This is a genomic window from Pseudomonas sp. PA-7-1E, from assembly GCF_021605325.1.
GTDB lineage: Bacteria > Pseudomonadota > Gammaproteobacteria > Pseudomonadales > Pseudomonadaceae > Aquipseudomonas > Aquipseudomonas fluorescens_BV.
The window spans coordinates 15,872-33,361 of the sequence record NZ_WKFA01000011.1; the positions used below are offsets into that span (position 1 = coordinate 15,872).

The 17,490-nt window shown below is 60.3% G+C and carries 17 protein-coding genes; 4 read left to right on the forward strand and 13 right to left on the reverse strand.

Features of this window, described 5'->3' with window-relative positions; genetic code table 11:
• Position 1: 1 nt before the first annotated feature.
• The 3 genes from GIW79_RS09735 to GIW79_RS09745 are packed head-to-tail and all read left to right on the forward strand — an operon-like array spanning position 2 to position 3,553.
• Complete coding sequence (locus GIW79_RS09735; protein WP_003190688.1) at positions 2-1,021, forward strand: ABC transporter permease; 1,020 nt, start codon at positions 2-4, stop codon at positions 1,019-1,021.
• A gap of 1 nt (position 1,022) precedes the next feature.
• Entirely contained in the window at positions 1,023-2,624 is a 1,602-nt protein-coding gene (locus GIW79_RS09740; RefSeq protein ID WP_014718252.1) for an ABC transporter ATP-binding protein, read from the forward strand.
• A 35-nt stretch (positions 2,625-2,659) separates the two neighbouring features.
• Positions 2,660-3,553, forward strand: a complete 894-nt coding sequence (locus GIW79_RS09745; protein WP_236454608.1) for an AraC family transcriptional regulator — start codon at positions 2,660-2,662, stop codon at positions 3,551-3,553.
• Here GIW79_RS09745 and GIW79_RS09750 read toward each other — a convergent pair.
• The 3 genes from GIW79_RS09750 to GIW79_RS09760 all read right to left on the reverse strand — a co-directional run bounded on the left by GIW79_RS09750 (position 3,495) and on the right by GIW79_RS09760 (position 6,323).
• Positions 3,495-4,082, reverse strand: coding sequence for a LysE family translocator (locus tag GIW79_RS09750; RefSeq protein WP_236454605.1), 588 nt, complete (start codon positions 4,080-4,082; stop codon positions 3,495-3,497). The genes GIW79_RS09745 and GIW79_RS09750 overlap by 59 nt on opposite strands.
• Before the next feature lie 588 nt (positions 4,083-4,670).
• Entirely contained in the window at positions 4,671-5,300 is a 630-nt protein-coding gene (locus GIW79_RS09755; protein ID WP_072448400.1) for a ribonuclease T2 family protein, read from the reverse strand.
• A gap of 45 nt (positions 5,301-5,345) precedes the next feature.
• Positions 5,346-6,323 (reverse strand): Gfo/Idh/MocA family protein, encoded by a 978-nt coding sequence (locus tag GIW79_RS09760; protein ID WP_054920858.1) that lies wholly within the window; start codon positions 6,321-6,323, stop codon positions 5,346-5,348.
• Positions 6,324-6,449: 126 nt separating this feature from the next.
• On the opposite strand from GIW79_RS09760, the gene GIW79_RS09765 reads away from it, so the two are divergent.
• Positions 6,450-6,812, forward strand: a complete 363-nt coding sequence (locus tag GIW79_RS09765) for an NUDIX hydrolase (protein WP_057974846.1) — start codon at positions 6,450-6,452, stop codon at positions 6,810-6,812.
• Between the two features lie 15 nt (positions 6,813-6,827).
• On the opposite strand, the gene GIW79_RS09770 is transcribed toward GIW79_RS09765, so the two are convergent.
• The 10 genes from GIW79_RS09770 to GIW79_RS09815 form a co-directional block, all read right to left on the reverse strand.
• Positions 6,828-7,076 carry a DUF1652 domain-containing protein gene (locus tag GIW79_RS09770; protein ID WP_003191753.1) on the reverse strand — a complete coding sequence of 83 codons (249 nt, stop codon included), beginning with the start codon at positions 7,074-7,076 and terminating at the stop codon, positions 6,828-6,830.
• A gap of 401 nt (positions 7,077-7,477) precedes the next feature.
• Positions 7,478-7,738 carry a hypothetical protein gene (locus GIW79_RS09775; protein ID WP_032900704.1) on the reverse strand — a complete coding sequence of 87 codons (261 nt, stop codon included), beginning with the start codon at positions 7,736-7,738 and terminating at the stop codon, positions 7,478-7,480.
• 4 nt (positions 7,739-7,742) lie between these two features.
• Entirely contained in the window at positions 7,743-8,189 is a 447-nt protein-coding gene (locus GIW79_RS09780; RefSeq protein WP_034126087.1) for a GNAT family N-acetyltransferase, read from the reverse strand.
• 97 nt (positions 8,190-8,286) lie between these two features.
• Entirely contained in the window at positions 8,287-8,616 is a 330-nt protein-coding gene (locus GIW79_RS09785; RefSeq protein WP_003191756.1) for a hypothetical protein, read from the reverse strand.
• A gap of 110 nt (positions 8,617-8,726) precedes the next feature.
• A complete protein-coding gene (locus GIW79_RS09790; protein ID WP_236454416.1) occupies positions 8,727-9,800 on the reverse strand; it encodes a class I SAM-dependent methyltransferase in 1,074 nt (357 codons plus the stop codon).
• A 38-nt stretch (positions 9,801-9,838) separates the two neighbouring features.
• The gene (locus tag GIW79_RS09795; protein WP_054897490.1) at positions 9,839-11,287 is read right to left on the reverse strand and encodes a class-II fumarase/aspartase family protein; all 1,449 of its coding nucleotides are present in this window, start codon (positions 11,285-11,287) and stop codon (positions 9,839-9,841) included.
• Positions 11,287-12,720 (reverse strand): adenylosuccinate lyase, encoded by a 1,434-nt coding sequence (gene purB, locus GIW79_RS09800; RefSeq protein WP_198716121.1) that lies wholly within the window; start codon positions 12,718-12,720, stop codon positions 11,287-11,289. Before purB ends, GIW79_RS09795 begins: the two co-directional genes overlap by 1 nt.
• 29 nt (positions 12,721-12,749) lie before the next feature.
• Positions 12,750-13,736 carry an HOASN domain-containing protein gene (locus tag GIW79_RS09805; RefSeq protein ID WP_060764836.1) on the reverse strand — a complete coding sequence of 329 codons (987 nt, stop codon included), beginning with the start codon at positions 13,734-13,736 and terminating at the stop codon, positions 12,750-12,752.
• Positions 13,737-13,775: 39 nt separating this feature from the next.
• Positions 13,776-14,771 (reverse strand): HOASN domain-containing protein, encoded by a 996-nt coding sequence (locus tag GIW79_RS09810; RefSeq protein WP_072448390.1) that lies wholly within the window; start codon positions 14,769-14,771, stop codon positions 13,776-13,778.
• Between the two features lie 400 nt (positions 14,772-15,171).
• The gene (locus GIW79_RS09815) at positions 15,172-17,241 is read right to left on the reverse strand and encodes an EAL domain-containing protein (protein ID WP_236454420.1); all 2,070 of its coding nucleotides are present in this window, start codon (positions 17,239-17,241) and stop codon (positions 15,172-15,174) included.
• Positions 17,242-17,490 lie beyond the last annotated feature (249 nt).

The window sequence follows — 17,490 nt, forward strand, 5'->3', positions numbered from 1 at the left end:
GATGAACCTGTCCCCCCTCAATCGCCGCCGGTTCGAGCGGTTCAAAGCCAACAAGCGTGGCTGGTGGTCGCTGTGGCTGTTCCTGGTGCTGTTCGTGCTGAGCCTGGGCGCCGAGTTGATCGCCAACGACAAGCCCCTGGCGGTGCACTTCGACGGCGGCTGGTACTTCCCGGCGCTCAAGCGCTACCCGGAGACTACCTTCGGCGGTGAATTCCCGCTGGAAGCCAACTACAAGAGCCCGTACATCCAGGAGCTGCTGAAAGCCAAGGATGCCTGGACCTTGTGGGCACCGATTCCGTTCAGCTACCAGAGCATCAATTACGACCTGAAAGTCCCGGCCCCGGCGCCGCCGTCCTCGGTCAACCTGCTGGGCACCGATGACCAAGGGCGTGATGTGCTCGCGCGGGTGATCTACGGCTTTCGCGTGTCGGTGCTCTTCGCCCTGACCCTGACCATACTCAGCTCGATCATCGGCGTGATTGCCGGCGCCTTGCAGGGCTTTTATGGCGGCTGGGTCGACCTGGCCGGGCAACGTTTCCTGGAGATCTGGTCCGGCTTGCCGGTGCTCTACCTGCTGATCATCCTGGCCAGCTTCGTGCAACCCAACTTCTGGTGGCTGCTGGGGATCATGCTGCTGTTTTCCTGGATGAGCCTGGTGGATGTGGTGCGCGCCGAGTTCCTGCGCGGTCGTAACCTGGAATACGTACGCGCGGCGCGGGCGCTGGGCATGCAGAACGGCGCGATCATGTTCCGTCACATTCTGCCCAATGCGATGGTCTCGACCATGACCTTCCTGCCCTTCATCCTTACCGGCGCCATTGGCACCCTGACCGCCTTGGACTTTCTCGGCTTCGGGCTGCCGGCAGGTTCGCCGTCGCTGGGTGAGCTGGTGGCCCAGGGCAAGTCCAACCTGCAAGCGCCGTGGCTGGGCATGAGTGCCTTCGCGGTGCTGGCGATCATGTTGAGCCTGCTGGTGTTTATCGGCGAGTCCGCTCGCGATGCGTTCGACCCGAGGAAATGAGATGAATCCGGACAATCTGATCGAAATCCGCGACCTCAGTGTCGAGTTCGTCACCGGCGAGCATCACCACCGGGTGGTCAACCACGTGAGCTTCGACATCAAGCGCGGCGAAACCCTGGCGCTGGTGGGTGAAAGCGGTTCGGGCAAATCGGTCACCGCCCATTCGATCCTGCGCCTGCTGCCCTACCCGTTGGCCAGGCATCCGTCGGGCACTATCGAGTATTCAGGGCAAGACCTGCTGACGCTCAAAGAGAAGACGCTGCGGCATATACGCGGCAACCGCATTGCGATGATCTTTCAGGAGCCGATGACCTCGTTGAACCCGCTGCACTCCATCGAAAAACAGATCAACGAAGTGCTCGGCCTGCACAAGGGCCTGACCGGCAAGGTCGCCACCCAGCGCACGTTGGAATTGCTGGAGCTGGTGGGTATCCCCGAGCCACACAAACGCCTCAAGGCGTTGCCTCACGAGCTGTCCGGCGGCCAGCGCCAGCGAGTGATGATCGCCATGGCTCTGGCCAACGAGCCGGAGTTGTTGATTGCCGACGAGCCGACCACGGCGCTGGATGTCACCGTGCAGTTGAAGATCCTGGAATTGCTCAAGGAGCTGCAGGCGCGGCTGGGCATGGCGCTGCTGCTGATCAGCCATGACCTCAACCTGGTACGGCGCATCGCCCACCGTGTGTGTGTGATGCAGCAAGGTTGCATCGTTGAACAGGCCGATTGCGAGACACTGTTCCAGTCGCCCCAGCATCCCTATACCCAGGAGTTGCTCGCGGCGGAGCCCAGCGGTGGGCCAGCCAACAATGATGTCGGCCCTCCGCTGCTGGAAGTGGACGACCTGAAAGTCTGGTTTCCGATCAAGAAAGGCTTTTTGCGCAATACCGTCGATTACGTCAAGGCTGTGGACGGCATCAACTTCAGCCTGCCCCAGGGCCAAACCCTGGGCATCGTTGGCGAAAGTGGCTCGGGCAAGTCCACCTTGGGCCTGGCAATTTTGCGCCTGATCGGCAGCCAGGGCGGGATTCGCTTCGAAGGCCAGCAACTGGACCGCCTCAGCCAACAGCAGGTGCGCCCGTTGCGCCGGGAAATGCAGGTGGTGTTCCAGGACCCGTTCGGCAGCCTGAGCCCGCGCATGTGCGTCAGCGAGATCGTTGGCGAAGGCCTGCGTATCCACAAGATGGGCACGCCCGCCGAACAGGAAGCGGCGATTATCGCGGCGCTCAAGGAAGTGGGCCTGGACCCCGAATCCCGGCATCGCTACCCCCATGAATTTTCCGGCGGCCAGCGCCAACGCATCGCTATCGCCCGAGCGCTGGTGCTCAAGCCGCGCCTGATCCTGCTGGACGAACCCACCTCGGCCCTGGACCGCACGGTACAGCGCCAGGTGGTAGAGTTGCTGCGTGGTTTGCAGGCCAAGTACAACCTGACCTACCTGTTTATCAGCCATGACCTGGCAGTGGTGAAGGCGCTGAGTCACCAGTTGATGGTGGTCAAGCAAGGCCAGGTGGTGGAGCAAGGCGATGCCCAGGCTATTTTTGCTGACCCGCAACATGCCTATACCCGGCAGTTGCTCAAGGCGGCTTTTTTGGTGCCGGCCTGACGGCACGCGGGTGCAAATGCAGGAGAAATAACGCCATGTCGCTCAGCCCAATCGCCCGTCCCGCAGACACGCCGCGCTTCTGGCGCGACGAACGCCTGCCGTTCATCGAAGCGCGCAGCATCGCCGACGGGCGCAAGGTCACTTACACCCGGCACGCCCATGAGCATTTTTCCATCGGTGCGATCACCACCGGCTGCAGCTATTACCACTACGGCGCGCGCACCTTCGAAATCAGCGCCGGCACCGTGGTGCTGATGAACCCAGGCGATGTGCATGCGTGCAACCCCATCCATGACCAGCCCTGGTCCTACCACATGCTGTACCTGGACACGCCGTGGCTGACCGACCTGCAATACCAGCTGGGATTCAGTACCGACCAGGGCTACCGAGCATTCGACACGCCCCATACGCGCGAGCCGGTGCTGTACCACGGTTTGCTCGACCTGTACCGGACACTGCTGGATGAGCAGGCCGAACTGCTGCAAAAACAGAGCGCGCTAGTGAGTTACTTCACCGAGGTGCAACAGCGCCTGAACCCTTCGCTGACGCCGGTACGCGAGGTCAACCACAAACTGGAACGCGCCGCCGACTACATCCGCGCCCACTGCACGCAGGCCTTGAAACTCGAAGACATCTGCCAGGCCGCTGAACTGTCGCCGTCTTATCTGATCCGCGCATTCAAGCAGTATTACGGCTTGACGCCCCACGCCTTCATGGTCAACCGACGCATCCAGTTCGCCCGCAGCCAACTGCGCAATGGCGCACTGATTGCCGACGTCGCCCTGGCCGCGGGCTTTGCCGACCAGGCGCACTTCCAGCGCACCTTCAAACAACACTTCGCGGCCACGCCGGGGCAATACCGCGAGAACCTCAAGCCATCAGCAAATAACCCACACTGGCCACCAGCAACGCGGCCATTGAGCGGTTGAACAGGCGCACACCTTTGGGGTTGTTCAAGTAGCGGCGCAAAAACGTCCCCGCATACGCCCAGCACGCCACCGACAGGTAGCAGATCACCAGGTAAAGCACGGCAAACAACCATACCTGCGCCGCATCGCCATCGGCCACGAACAACCCCATGCCTGCCACACACGCCAGCCAGGCTTTCGGGTTGAGCCACTGCATGATCGCGCCATACAGCATCGACGGCGCTGTGTGCGCACCGTCAGCGTCCAGCCGGCCATTATCCACCGCCAGCTTCCAAGCCATATACAACAAGAACGCCACGCCGCCCCAGCGGATCAATTGAATCAGGATCGGCCAGCGCACCAATACTTCATGCAACCCCAGACCGATCAACACCAACAACAAGGTAAAACCCACGGCGGCGCCAAAGACATGTTTCTGGCTGGCGACGAAACCAAAACGTGCGCCAGAACTTAAAGCGACCACATTCACCGGTCCCGGCGTGATGGACGTGGCCAGGGCAAAGGCGGCCATGGAGAGAATCAAGCTCATTGCAGTTCCTTTTGTGATCCCAAACGAGGTTTAGATCACGGTACCGCGCAGGGACACGAGGGTATTGAAGAAAATGCCCCTGGGTACTTGAGAAACGGACGCTGATCTGATTAGTGCCCCGCGATCAACTGTGGGAGCTGGCTTGCCTGCGATGGCGGCCGTTCAATCGACAGAGATGTCGAATGTGCCGCCCACAGGTAACCACGATGCGAAGCGAGCCGCTCTTGATCTTGATCTGCTTGTGATCTTGATCTCAGGCGCCCCGTTAAACCACGCTGGCCGAACGCAGGCTTGAATTCGTGGGTAACGTGGTGGGGCAAGAGCGTTTTGCTTACTTTTGTCTGGGCCGGCATTCCGGCTTTTCAAAAGTGAGCCGCCGTCAGGGCGGAACCCTAAGTGGCCGTTACCGCAGGAATGGATATGTACTCGGTATAACTGTGTCGACTGTGAGGCCGTCTTCGCAGGCAAGCCAGCTCCCACAGTTGGATCGCGGGGGCGTCAGGTAGATAGCCATCGGCTGGCACGTCGCCATCGCAGCGATACGGCGACCCAACAAGCCAGCTTTCATAGTGGGATCCAGGGCACCTCTCAGCGCTGGGTGGGAATACGAATATCGCCCCCCCGACACTGGCTCTTCACACTGCGCGGGCAACCGGCGAACGCGAGATCCTTGGTCAGGCACACCCGCACTTCCGACAGCACCTTGCCCTTGCAGATCACCGCCATACCGTGGTTGCCCATGCGTGGGTTGCTCTCGCGAAACAGCGCCTCGATCTCGTTGGCCTGCAATGACGGCGGCGTATTGAACGGCTGCAGTTGCTGCGGAATGGCAACCGCACCGAGCGCCACATCGGTCTTCTCCAGATACTCCAACGGCTCCAGCCCACTGCAGGTGCCATGCTTGGCCCACTCATGCTTGAGCAGCGTGCGGGTGGGAAACAGCGCCGCGCCCTTGTCCATTTCTGCCTCGCTCAAGCGCGTCTGCGGTGTACAGGACGCCGGCCACCCTCCCCGTGCGTATTGCGGCCACAAACCATGCAGCACAAAGCCGTAGCCTTTACCTGAGCATTGCTCGTTGCCTGAGTGCGTGAGGCAAAACGTGGGTGACCACGAGAGCGATAGCACATAGAAATCAAACTCACCCGCCTGCCCTTGGCTGCGTGGCGCCGCCGTTGCCGCGGTGGCCATCAGCAGCCACATCACCATCCAGTATTTCATCCCGGTATTCCTTTAAAAGAGTAAAGCCTTACGCTATTGCCACGCCTAGGGATGCTGGGAGTAACGGTGTAACACCTTGTCCAAGATGATATCGGTCTTCAGCGCTTCGATGCCCAGCGACGGATGCTCGGCCTCGCCACGAATATGCGCGTTCATGTTCAGGACGTGGTGCCATTGAATATGGGTGTGACACGGCACGTCCAACACCTCGGTGGTCTCGCCTTCAAGACGCAGCGGCTGGTCCTCGAACACCGAAAACTGAATACGACCGCGACTGCCGATCAGTTCGACCCGGTCTTCGCGTCGGTCCGCCACAAAATTCCAGCAGCCCATGCCCAATGCACCGCTGGCAAATGTCCAGCAGGCCGTCACGGCATCTTCTGCCGCGTAGCGCCCAGCCTGTCGCGCCGAAAAGCCTGAGACCTCGACGATGTCCCCGGCCAGGTACTGGAACAGGTCGAACCCATGGCTCGCCAGGTCGGCAAAGTAACCGCCACCGGCAATGGCCGGATCGGTGCGCCAATTGGTGGCGTCGGAGTCTGTTACGGCAGCGGGTTTGCACAAGGTCCAGGTCAGGTGGCGCAACTCACCGATACGGCCTTCCTGCAGCCAGGTGCGCACTTGCTGAAAGCGTGGCAATGAACGCCGATAGTAGGAGACAAACAGATGCAGCCCGGCACGCTCGAATGTGCGCTGCATCAACGCGCTCTGTTCAGCATTCAGCGACATCGGCTTTTCGACGCAACAATGTTTGCCCGCCGCGGCCACTCTCAGGGCGTACTCAAGGTGACTGTCGGGCGGAGTGGCGATGTAGACCGCATCCACCTCGGGGTCATCGATCAAGGCCTGGGCATCGGTATAGCAACGGGCAATGCCATGGCGCGCCGCATAATCGCGCACCGCCTCGGCACGCCGCCCCATCACCGCGACCAATGCCGAACCTGGCGCTTTATAGAAAGCCGGTCCACTCTTCAATTCAGTGACACTGCCACAGCCGATCATGCCCCAGCGTATGGTCTTCATCTAATGTCCTCGGTCGTATTCGTCAATCGGGCAGTATCCACATACCGGCCCCGGCGCGCCATAACCACTTAGCATGACAATTGCATTACACTTTTATGACATTCATCCGGCGCGGGGGCACATTCGATGAAAATTAGGGCGACCGTCATTTGCGAACATGAGGGGCATATCCTCTTCGTACGCAAGGCCAGATCAAAATGGGCATTGCCCGGCGGGAAAGTAGAAGCGCACGAGCGCCCGGTAGGCGCGGCGGAACGCGAGCTGGAAGAAGAAACCGGTTTAAACGTGGACGGCTTGCTGTACCTGCAGGAGCTCAAGGCCCGCGACACCGTCCACCATGTGTTCGAGGCCTCGGTGGTCAATATCGACGAGGCGCGGCCGTGCAATGAGATTGTCGATTGCCAGTGGTACGCCTACAGCGCCGTGGACGAGCTGGATACCACAGACGCTACCCGCCACATCGTCAAATCCTTCCTGCGGCGCCTCTGACGCGCTGGACGGCCGTTAACCTACCGCAGCAAACCCACGGCGCCCGGCCTTTATCTCGGTACGCAACTCACCAATCAGGTTGGAGATGGCACGGATGCTGTCCAGGCCTTCGGGTGATACGCGGGTCAGCAGCAAGTCGACACGACCGGACGCAGGCTCGAACACGCTGATGCGCAGCGAGCCGTCGCTATTGAGGCAGCACTCACACGCAAGCGGCAGGAAGCCTGAGGCCATGATGCGGTTGAATTCGGTGATGGAAATCATGATCAGCCCCCCGTCCCTGGGTTCTACCCGATTGAGGTGATGCAAGCAGCATAGATAAGGTTTTGCCGGCCGCCGGACAATTAATGCAAAAGTGTTAGCCAGCCCTCACTTTAGTAGGGCGTCACCGGCCATGAACGACAGGCCGAGATTAAATCGCGGGCAAAAAAAATCCCAAGTAGCTGATGGAAACTTGGGATTTAAAAATGCATAAACCGTGGGAGGTGAACGCCCGGCTATAGTAGCGATTGTAAAAACATGTAACAAGATTATTTTAATCCTTTCGTCGGATTGAAAGCGTCGTAAGTCATTCAATAACCACATATTTTTTAAGGTAGAAGGCAGTAGTCGTGCTACTTTTTGGTGCAAGTAACGACAGTAAGTCCCTGTATAAAAAATGGTTATTAATCGGGCGTAGCGCTTTCAAGTAACTGTTCACTTAACTGCTTGCATGTTTCTTGAAGGGCCTCACGACTGGAAGCAGTGGCGCCCACCACGGCCTCCAGATGACGACACAGCGTCAGGCGTTCAGCCGCCTCTTCGCGCTGGCGGTCGACCTTGGCGTTGAGTTGAATGAAATAGAACCCCAGCAGCACGGCGATGCCCAGCACACCCACCGCGAGGTAGCGCAAGCCGTTGGACGATGGAGGCTCTGGGGCATTCATGGCCTTATGGCGCCCTGCTCTTTTCATAACGAACGTCATCACCATCGACCGGGCCCACGACGGACCAGCCCAGGCGCTGATAGAACCCATTGGCCCGGATTTCATCACGCCCATCAGTCACCAGGTAGAGCGTGTCGTGGTGCTCAAACAGGGCCGCCTCGGCCACCGCCATCAGTTGACGGCCCAGCCCAAGCTTCTCGTGCGAGGGCAGCACGAACATTGCGAACACTTCACCTTCATCCAGGTCGACCATGGAAAACCCCGCCGCCTGGCCGTCCACTTCCGCGATCCAGCCGCAAGGTGCTGCACGCAACGTATCGCTCAATACCTGCGGGGTAATCCCCAGGCCAGCCATCTGTTCAAGGCTCAGGTGGTTTTGCACCACCGAGGTGCGAATCGCGCACAACGTGTCGACGTCATCAGGTGTCGCCGTTCGAATCAGCACTTGCATACCCGCCTCCATCAAGAAGTGCGCAATTGTATGCAAATACTCACACGGGGTTTGTCGTGGATTTGTAAAGGCCCCACGGCTGGTGCGGGGCTACGGATTACTTGCGCGCGACCTTGTAGCGCAGGCAATCCTGGTAAAAGCTTTGACGAATCGCCTCGGGCTTGAGCCTTGAGCGGCTGTCATAGGTCTGCTCGGTGATGCCCATGGCCATCATGCGCATCCACGACTTGCTGAACTTGAGGGTCTGGATCTTCTGCCGGGCCGCGTATAGCGAAACGCCGGATAACTTGAGTTCCTGGGCCCTGGCGGCCGTGCCTGCGCCCCAACTGCACATGTACTTGTCACCCTCGCGCAATTCCCTGGCCTGCGCGACAGTCGCGCCGCCGGCCAGGGAGCAGGCAATCAGCATCATTCCCACAGAGCGCATTTGCATCCTCACCTAACCACCTGAAAATAAAAGTGATTTTGGCGAGGATTTTGTTACAAAGGGGCCATTAAATTGCCTTACTGCGCAAAGCGACTCGCGGATGCTTCCTATCAAGGCTTGAGTTCGAACAGCGCCGGCATCGGTGGCCACTGCGAAGGCACTTTACGAAAGCGGCTGAACCCGGCTGCCTCAGCCATTTGGCGGGCACGCTTCTCGCCCATGAACGCCCCCAGCCCTGCCCCACCGTGGGACAGCGAACAGGTCATGCAATAGAGGGTGCTCTGCGGGTACATGACGCGCCCGAACAGGTTCATGTTCTCGTGCAGTTCCTCGGACAGGTTGAGCTCCACCATCAGGTAAGTACCGTCTTCGGCCGTGGCGGCGCGCAAATCCTTGAGCATCTGCTGAGGGTCGGTGGCATCGTGGATCACCACAAAGGTGGTCACGAAGTCGAATTGCTGGCCGCGCAACGCATCGGAGTCGTTCACCTCGAATTGCACCCGGTCACCCACACCAGCCGCCTCGGCGTTGGCCCGCGCCAACTCGATGGAAGGCAGGTGGAAGTCGCAGCCGACAATGCGCGCCTCAGGATAGGCCTTGGCCATGGTGATCGCCGCCAGGCCCGCACCACAGCCGAAATCCAGCACACTGCCGCCGGTCTTGAGCTTCTCTTCGACGCCGTCCAGGGATGGAATCCAGTGCTGGACCAGGTAGTGCTTGTACCAGGGCATGGTCATGCGCTCCATGCCTTTCCAGGTTTCCAGCGGGAACGCCTCTTCAGCGCAACCACCACCATGGCGGAAGGCCTCGATGACCTTGGGCGCCATGCTCACGAACGGCACGCTCAGTTGGATAATGCCACCGGCAAAATACGGCGAATCTTCATCAGCCAGCACCGGCGCAAACTCGGCGGGCATTTGGTAGCGGCGGGTTTGCGCGTCGTAGGTCACATAATTGCCGGTGGCCATGCTGCCCAGCCATTCGCGCAAGTAACGTGCGTTGTAGCCGGTCTTGTGCGCCAACTCTTCCAGGGTCACCGCCTGGCCGTCGGCCAAAGCCTTGAACAAACCGAGCTGGTCGCCGATGTAGAGCATGGCGCCGCGCAGCGTGTTGCCGTAATCCTCCATGATGCGCGCCGAAAATTGCTGGACCTTGGCTTTATCAACTTCCATAACGTTGGACATCTGTCGCTCCTTGATGAATATGCAAATCTGTTAAGGGATCAGTGGCCGGCGAGTTTGGCCAGCACGTTGTCAACGATGCGTTCGGACATGCCCAAGTGAGTACGGGGCTCGAACAGCCGGGCCAGGGCGCCGTCATTCATGACCGCAAGCACCCGCGCATCGGCCTCGATTGCCTCGCGGATCGACACGTGATTGCGCTGGCTGGCCTGGGACACTTCGAAGATGATCTGGTAGGCGCTGCTCTTGCCCAGCTTGCGCGCCATTTCGAACACCACCGCTTCGGTGCAGATGGCATCGCCATAGGCCTGGGCGGTGCATTCCATTTTCTGCACATTCACGGTGAGCCCATCGATGGTCTCGGTCAGAATCGAGAGCGCCATCAGTGCATAGTGGGAAACGTCCGCGACCGCGCACCACTCCAACCGCGTACCGCGGTAATCGCGCTCATGCTCAAGAATCATCGCGTCCAGCGCGAGCATGACCTGGGCCTTGGCCAGCCGTGCCAACACCACCACCTGCTCGCAGCCTTCGGGGTTGCGTTTGTGCGGCATGGTGCTGCTGCCGATCTGCTGGTCGCTCCAGCCCACTTCCACTTCAGCGATTTCCCAACGATTGAGCGTACGGATTTCATCGGCTACGCGGGCCAACGAGGCGGTGACCATGGCCAGGGTGCTGACGAACTCCGCAACGCGGTCACGGGACACATGCCAGCCCGTCAGGGGCACTTGCAGCGACAAGCGCTGGGCAAAACGATCCAGCATCGGCATGGCGTCCGGGCCGAACGCCGCCATGGTGCCGACCCCGCCGAACAGTTGCACCACCAGTACACGCTGGCGGGCTTCGGCCAAGCGCTGCCGGTGGCGCAACAGCTCATCGATCCAGCCGGCGACCTTCAGCCCGAAGGTGGTCGGCAAAGCGGGAATCGAGTGGGTCCTGGCGACCATCAGCGAGTCACGGTGCGCATCGGCCAGGGTCGACAACTTGCCCAGCAAAGTCTCCAGGGCCTGATCCATCGCATCAAGCACATCGCGCATCTCCAGGGATTGGGCGGTGTCCTGGATGTCTTGGGTGGTAGCGCCGTAATGCACGTATTCACGGGCACTGGGGCTACAATTTTTTTGCAGGGCGCTCAGCAATGGCATCAGCGAATGCCCAGTGGCAGCCACGCCCTCGGCCAGTTGGCGCACATTGATGCCCGATAGCAACGCGGCCTTTTCGATCTCCAGGGCCGCCTCGCGCGGGATGATGTTGACATCGGCCTGGGCCATGGCCAGCGCAGCTTCCACGTCCAGCCAACGTTGCAGGCGACAATGACTGCAGAAGATCTTGCGGCTCTGCGGGCCGGCATAACCCGAACCGTGGGTTTTCGAATCGAGGATGTGGCTGTGTTCGTGGCGGCATTGCTCGCCGTCATGATCAAAGCCCGGGTGGTCCGAACGTGCGGTGCAAGACGCACGGGCTGTCACTTCCAATGTTTGCGCATCCATCACATACCCTCCGTAGCGTACAGGGACTGACTGGTATTGCCTTGGGTTGCCATCACCGCCTCAGCGCCATCGCCTGAAGCGCGAGGTCTTGCTTTAGTTGCCACCAGATCGACCATCTCGGCCGCCAGCCCTGTGTAGGCTGTCGGGTCAAGCAAGTCGTCGAGCGTTTGCGCGCTGAAACAACCGCGCAGCCGAGGGTCGCCAAGCAGCGCATCGCGAAAGCAAACGCCCGCGTCCTGGGCCTGCAGGGCGATGTCGTGCACCAGATGATGGGCCGTCTGCTTGCCACACCGAGGCGCCAGCGCAAGCATCACGCGCTCCGACAGGATCAGCCCGCCCAGCAAGTCCAGGTTGCTGCGCATGCGCGCTTCACGCACCTGCAGCCCAGCCTGCAGCAAGCCTTCCATACGAGCGAGCAACGCACCGGCGTAAATGAACAGCTCGGGTAAGGCCGCCCATTCGATGCGCCAAGTGGTGCCGTCACGCTCGTGCATCTGGAAAGCGGCGTCGGTCAGCGCAACCATCTGCGCGCGCACCAGCCGCGACAGCGCGCTGATCAGGTCCACCGTCGATGGGTTTTGCTTGTGGGGCATGGTGCTACTTCCCACTTGCCCGGCTCGCCGCCCCTCGCGCACTTCGTCGATCTCGGTGCGCTGCAGGTGGTAGATCTCATTGGCGACACGGCCCAACGTCGCCGACGCCTGCACCAGCAACCACGCGGCTTCCAGGATGCGGTCGCGGGCGCTGTGCCAACTGCTCAACGGTGCCGACAGGCCGAGGCTTTCCAGGGTACGGCGCTGCACTTCCAAACCCTGCGGGCCAAGCCCGGCCAGGGTGCCCACGGCGCCGGTCAGGTTGCCGACCATCACCCGGGCGTAGGCTTCTTCAAAGCGTTCAAGGTGTCGATCAATCTCATCGACCCACACCGCCACCTTGTAGCCAAACGTGGTGGGCAAAGCGTGTTGACCATGGGTCCTGGCGACCATCGGCGTGTGCTTATGGCGCAGGGCGAGCGTGAGCAGATGCCCACGGATCCCGCGCAAGCGCTGCACCGCCAGGCCCCAGGCATCGCGGATTTGCAGGATCAGCCCGGTGTCGAGGATGTCCTGGGTGGTCACGCCGTAATGCACGTATTCGCCCAGCCCATCGGCGCATAACCCCTGCAATGCGCGCAGGGTCGGCACCAGGATATGCCCGGTTTCCAGGCCTTCGCGCCCCAACGCGTCGAGGTCCAGCAGTTCCACGCTGGCTACCCGGGCAATCTCCCGGGCGGCCTCGTGGGGGATGAGGCCCATCTGCGCCTGGGTCGCCGCCAGCGCTGTTTCAACATCGAGCCACTTCTGCACCTGATTGGCATCAGAGAAGATCGCAGCAAATTCCGGGGACGAGTAAGCGCCCCCGTGGATACGGGATTCAGTGATATGACTTGGCATGTCGGGTTACTCGGGTTGTCCAGGGAGGGCTACTTCACGCGTTGTACTTCTTCCCAGACTGCATCGTAATAAGCCCGCTCCAGCCGGAAGTGCTCGGCCAAAGACGTCAGGAACGCATTCTGAAACCCGAGGTCCGGAATACGCCGTGAGATCAGCGCCCATTCACGCTTGGCCCGCGGCGGCACCAGGCTGATATGCACTTCGTAGTACTCCGCGTCATCCTGGCTCAAGCCCGCGTTGCGCAGGGCGTTGTACAGCTTGCCGTGGTTGCCCGGCACCACCAGTTCGGTGATGTAGAACACCGCCAGGCCCCAGCCGACATCGGGGTTGCGGAAACAGCGTGCGCGGTTGTTGAGGTAGGCGATTTCCTCGGGCATCGTCGAGAGCGCCTCGAAATCGGCATTCAGGCCCACGGCGGCAAGCAGCTTGGCTAACAGGCGGGGGTGGGAGCGCCGCTCGTCTTCTTCGCCCAACTCGCCGTAGAGATAACGCGCCAGGGCGGCCGCCTCGTCCACATCAGTCAGGTTGACCAGCAGGTCGGCGGCATCCCGGTACAGGCGGTACGTGCGGAACCATTGATGGCGCAAAAACACCTGCAGTTGCTCGCGAGAGGCTTTGCCTTCAAACACATACTGCGACATCGGATGGTTTTCCCGCGACTGCGCGGCAATCTGCTCTTCCAGGCGTTGCTGGAAACCGGCCTCGGACAAGGGTGATGCCAGGTCGGCTGACGGCATGAAACGCTCTTGTACGCTATAGACGGCATTGGCCAGCCAGCGCCGGGTCGAGGCGGTGGCCACGTCATCGCTCAGCGACAGGATGTACAGCAATTGCTGGCACTGCGCTGCATTCGCGGCGTCGCCACGTTGGCCGGTCTCGCACAGGGCGCGCAGCATATTGGCAGCAATTTCGATGCGATTGAACGTCGCGTCCGGCTTCAAGGCTTCCGCCAACAGACGGGCTTCGGCCGTGTGAATATTCTGCAATTGCGGCAGGGAAAAATTACGTGGGCTCATCATGTGCTCCATTATTTTTGTTTTCGGATCGCAGGTCGTTCAGGCAGACAGGCGTTGGGCCTGCATCTGCTGCCACAGGCTGTCGAAGTAGGCTTTGTTGATTTCGAAGTGGCGCTTGAGTGCGCGCATGAACGTGCGCTGAAAGCCCTCCTCGCTGGCGAACTTGGCAATCAGTGCCCACATTTCCTCGGTGTCGATCTCATCCTGGGTGCCATGCAAACGGTGGAATTCGCTGGGCTGCTCTGGAACGTCGAGGCGCTGCAACAGCTCGTAGATGCGCCGATGGTTGACGCAACTGACAGACTCCACCGCATACAGCAGCGCAAGGCCCCAGGCGACATCCGTGTGGCGCACACAGCGAATACGATTATTCAGGTAGGCCTTTTCCAGCGGATGCAGCGCGGGAAAGTCGATGGCCAGCGGAATATCGAAATACTCCATCAGATGGGCGAGCATCGCCGGGTGCGAACGCTCCGGTGTCTCAGCCCCTGCTTCGCCGTACAGGTTGCGGTAAAACACCGAGGCGTCCTCGATGGCTTCGAAGCGAAAGGCCAGTTCGGCCAGCAGGCTGTAGAAGTTGTAGGAACGGGTCCAGTGATGCTCCAGGAAGAAGCGCACATCCTGCACCGGCGGCGTACCTTGGAACAGGTGTACCGACATCGGGTGGTTGACCCGGCTACGTGCGGCGATTTCAGCGTCGACCTGTTGACGGAACTCGTCCACCGGCAACGCGGTGAAGCCCGGCACGTCGGCGGCGAACTCATCTTCGACGCGGTAGACCTCGCTGGCCATCCAGCGCCGGGTCGGCTCGGTGCGCGGGTCACCTGGAATGTGCAATTGCAGCAAGGCTGACTGGTAGTGCGCGTAGGCGCCAGCGTCTCCCGCCAGGCCTTGTCGAGTCAGTGCGAGCAGCGCTTCCAGCGCGCGGGTGACCTGGGTGTAGTTGGCGCCGGGTTCCAAGGCATTCGTCATCAGCCGCGAGGCGGTGGTGAACAGATCGGAATCCGAGCGTTGTTGCAGGGTAGCAGTATCCATTGATAACCCCTGAATCTTGTTTTTGTGGTTGGGCATACTCGGAAAAAAGCCTAAAGGTTCCCGTAGTGGCAAGGTCAACACCTGTAGGAAAATTCTTTCAAGGCTTGGCGATGGGAGGTGATGGCGTCAGGGCGGAGCCCCAATTAGCCGTTACCGCAAGAATGGATATGTACACGATCCAACTGTATCGGCTGTCAGGCCGTCTTCGCAGGCAAGCCAGCTCCCACAGTTAGATCGCGGTGCGTCAGTTAGATCAGCGTCGGCTGTCAGTCCGTCACGGGAGCAAGCTCCCTCGCCACAGGTCCAGCGTCGCACCAAAGTTGTGTAGGTACCTATGGTCATCGCCGACGAGCCAGCTCCCACGGTTGGATCGGGGTGCCAGGTAGATAAGGGTCGGCCATCAGACCAACGCCCTGCGCTCAAGCACAAAGCGCGGCAACTGATCCCCAGGCAGCGCCTTGCTGAAATACCAGCCCTGGATAAACAACTCAGGCCCGTTACTCAAGAACGCCAATTGCTCAGCCGTCTCGACCCCTTCCACTACCACGCCCAGGTCCAGGGCCTCGCAGAAGCGCAACATACCGGTGAGCACCTGGGCGCCTTTAGGGTCGTGCTGGGCAACCACAAAACTGCGGTCGATCTTGATGAAATCCACAGGAAACTGGTGCAGATAGCTCAACGCAGAAAACCCAGTGCCAAAATCATCCAGATAGACCTTGGCCCCCATGGCTTGCAACTTCTGGATGGTCTGGCGGGTGGCCGGGATGTCGCTGACCAGCGCGTCTTCGGTAATTTCCACTGAAACTTGCCCACGGGCCTGGCCAAGAATTTCCACCAGGCGGTCGCCATAGGCGGCATCCTTTAGTGTGGTGCTGGAAATATTGATGGTCATCGGCAGTTCAAAACCCACCTTCTGCCATTTCTGATACTGGCGCACGGCCTGGGATGCCACCCACACATCCACGTCCGGCATCAGCCTGGCGTGCGCCAGCCATTGCAGGAACTCCCACGGCGAATGCACCGTGCCCTGGCTGTCCCGGGCGCGCATCAGCGCCTCGCACCCGGTGCATAAACCGGTACGGGTGGAGACCTGGGGTTGAAACTCAAGATAGAACTCGTAATCGCTGATCTGCTGGATGCGGTTCAACTCAGCGGCCTGGCGGGCCAATGTCTGGTGGGTGGCCAGCACCGGGTCGAACTCTAGCAGACGGCCTTTTTCCTCAAGGCCGCGAAACGTCATGTCCAAAGATTTGAGATACACCGTGCCGCCATCGCTGGACTGGCGATGAATCGCTCTCACGTAGGGCGCATACACCAGCGTGCCGGCCCCCAGCAGAACGATCTGCAACACCACCGCCGCCACGTCGCCGTGGGTGCTGAGGTATGCATTGAGCAGCACCGGGGCGGTAAACGGCACGCTGGCCACCGCCGGCGACACCCAGCCCAGTTGTACCACCATCAACGCCACCATCGCGTTGAACGCCGGTACCAAGAGAAACGGTATAAACAGGCGCGGGTTGAGGATGATCGGCAAACCGAACAACAGCACCTCGCTGACATTGAATAACGACAACGGCAAACTCGCTACCGCCAGCAAGCGCATGGACTGGCTTTTGGAAAACAGCAGGATCGCCAGCAGCAGGCATAAGGTTGCCCCCGAACCACCGATAAACGCAAAACTGCCCAGCAAGCCGTTATTGAGCAAGTACAGCACCGGCTCCCCCGCCGCCAACGCTGCGCCATTGAGCGCCACGGCCTGGTCCAGGGCATCGAATAGCGGCTGCATGGCATACACGCCGTGAATGCCGAAGAACCACAGCAGCGAATTCATCAGTGTCACAAACAACCCGCTGCGGTAAGGCGTCTGCAACGCATCAAGCACCTGCGGACCCTGGATTTGCGCCACATGGGGTATCAACAGCAGCAACGACAACACCGTCACCAACGACAAGGCGGTGAGTGCGCCGGGTATCACCATGTTGATGGTGCCCTTGAGGTTATGGCCGACCAGGTCTTGGTTGACCAGGCGTGTCCAGCGAAAGCGGTGCAGCCAGGCAATGGCAGGCACATTGATCAAGGGCGAAGCAATGGCAATAAACAGCAGGAACGTGGCCGAAGCACGCGGGTAATCACGCAGCACGAAGGTGGCGACCACCACATGGGCCAGGCACAGGAAGGCAACCGGCAGCTGTGGCAGACGGTGTTGAATCGCCAACATATAACCGATGGAGGCCGCGACCAGCAGTGGGATCACCGAACTGATCTGTTTATGCAACCCCGCCAGGAAACTCACCACTTGGGGATCGAACCCCAGCGCCAGGGCGCATTCGGACAGAATCAGGAAGCCGGCGGACACCAACAGGCACGGCAGAATCCACAGCAGCCCCTCACGAATCGCACGCAACGACTCCGTGCTGGCCAGGACCGCCAGGCGCTGGGTCAGGAAAAGTTTGAACAGGGTGTGCGCCATGGGCCGTCCTCTGCCTGTCACCGACTGCCGCTGAAGATCAGCGGCCGGAAACACCGCTAACGCTACACGCCCTGATAGCCGAAGCGAAAGCCTTTATCCCCGCCCCAGCCCGGCTTTTTACCAGTGAATGCCTGGCTGCTAGACTAAATCCCTACAGATTTATCGAACTTTCTGACTTGAATCATCCCCTAAGGCTGTCTGAGTCGGTATCATCCGCACGGTTTGTGCGTGTTAAACGATGTTACAACC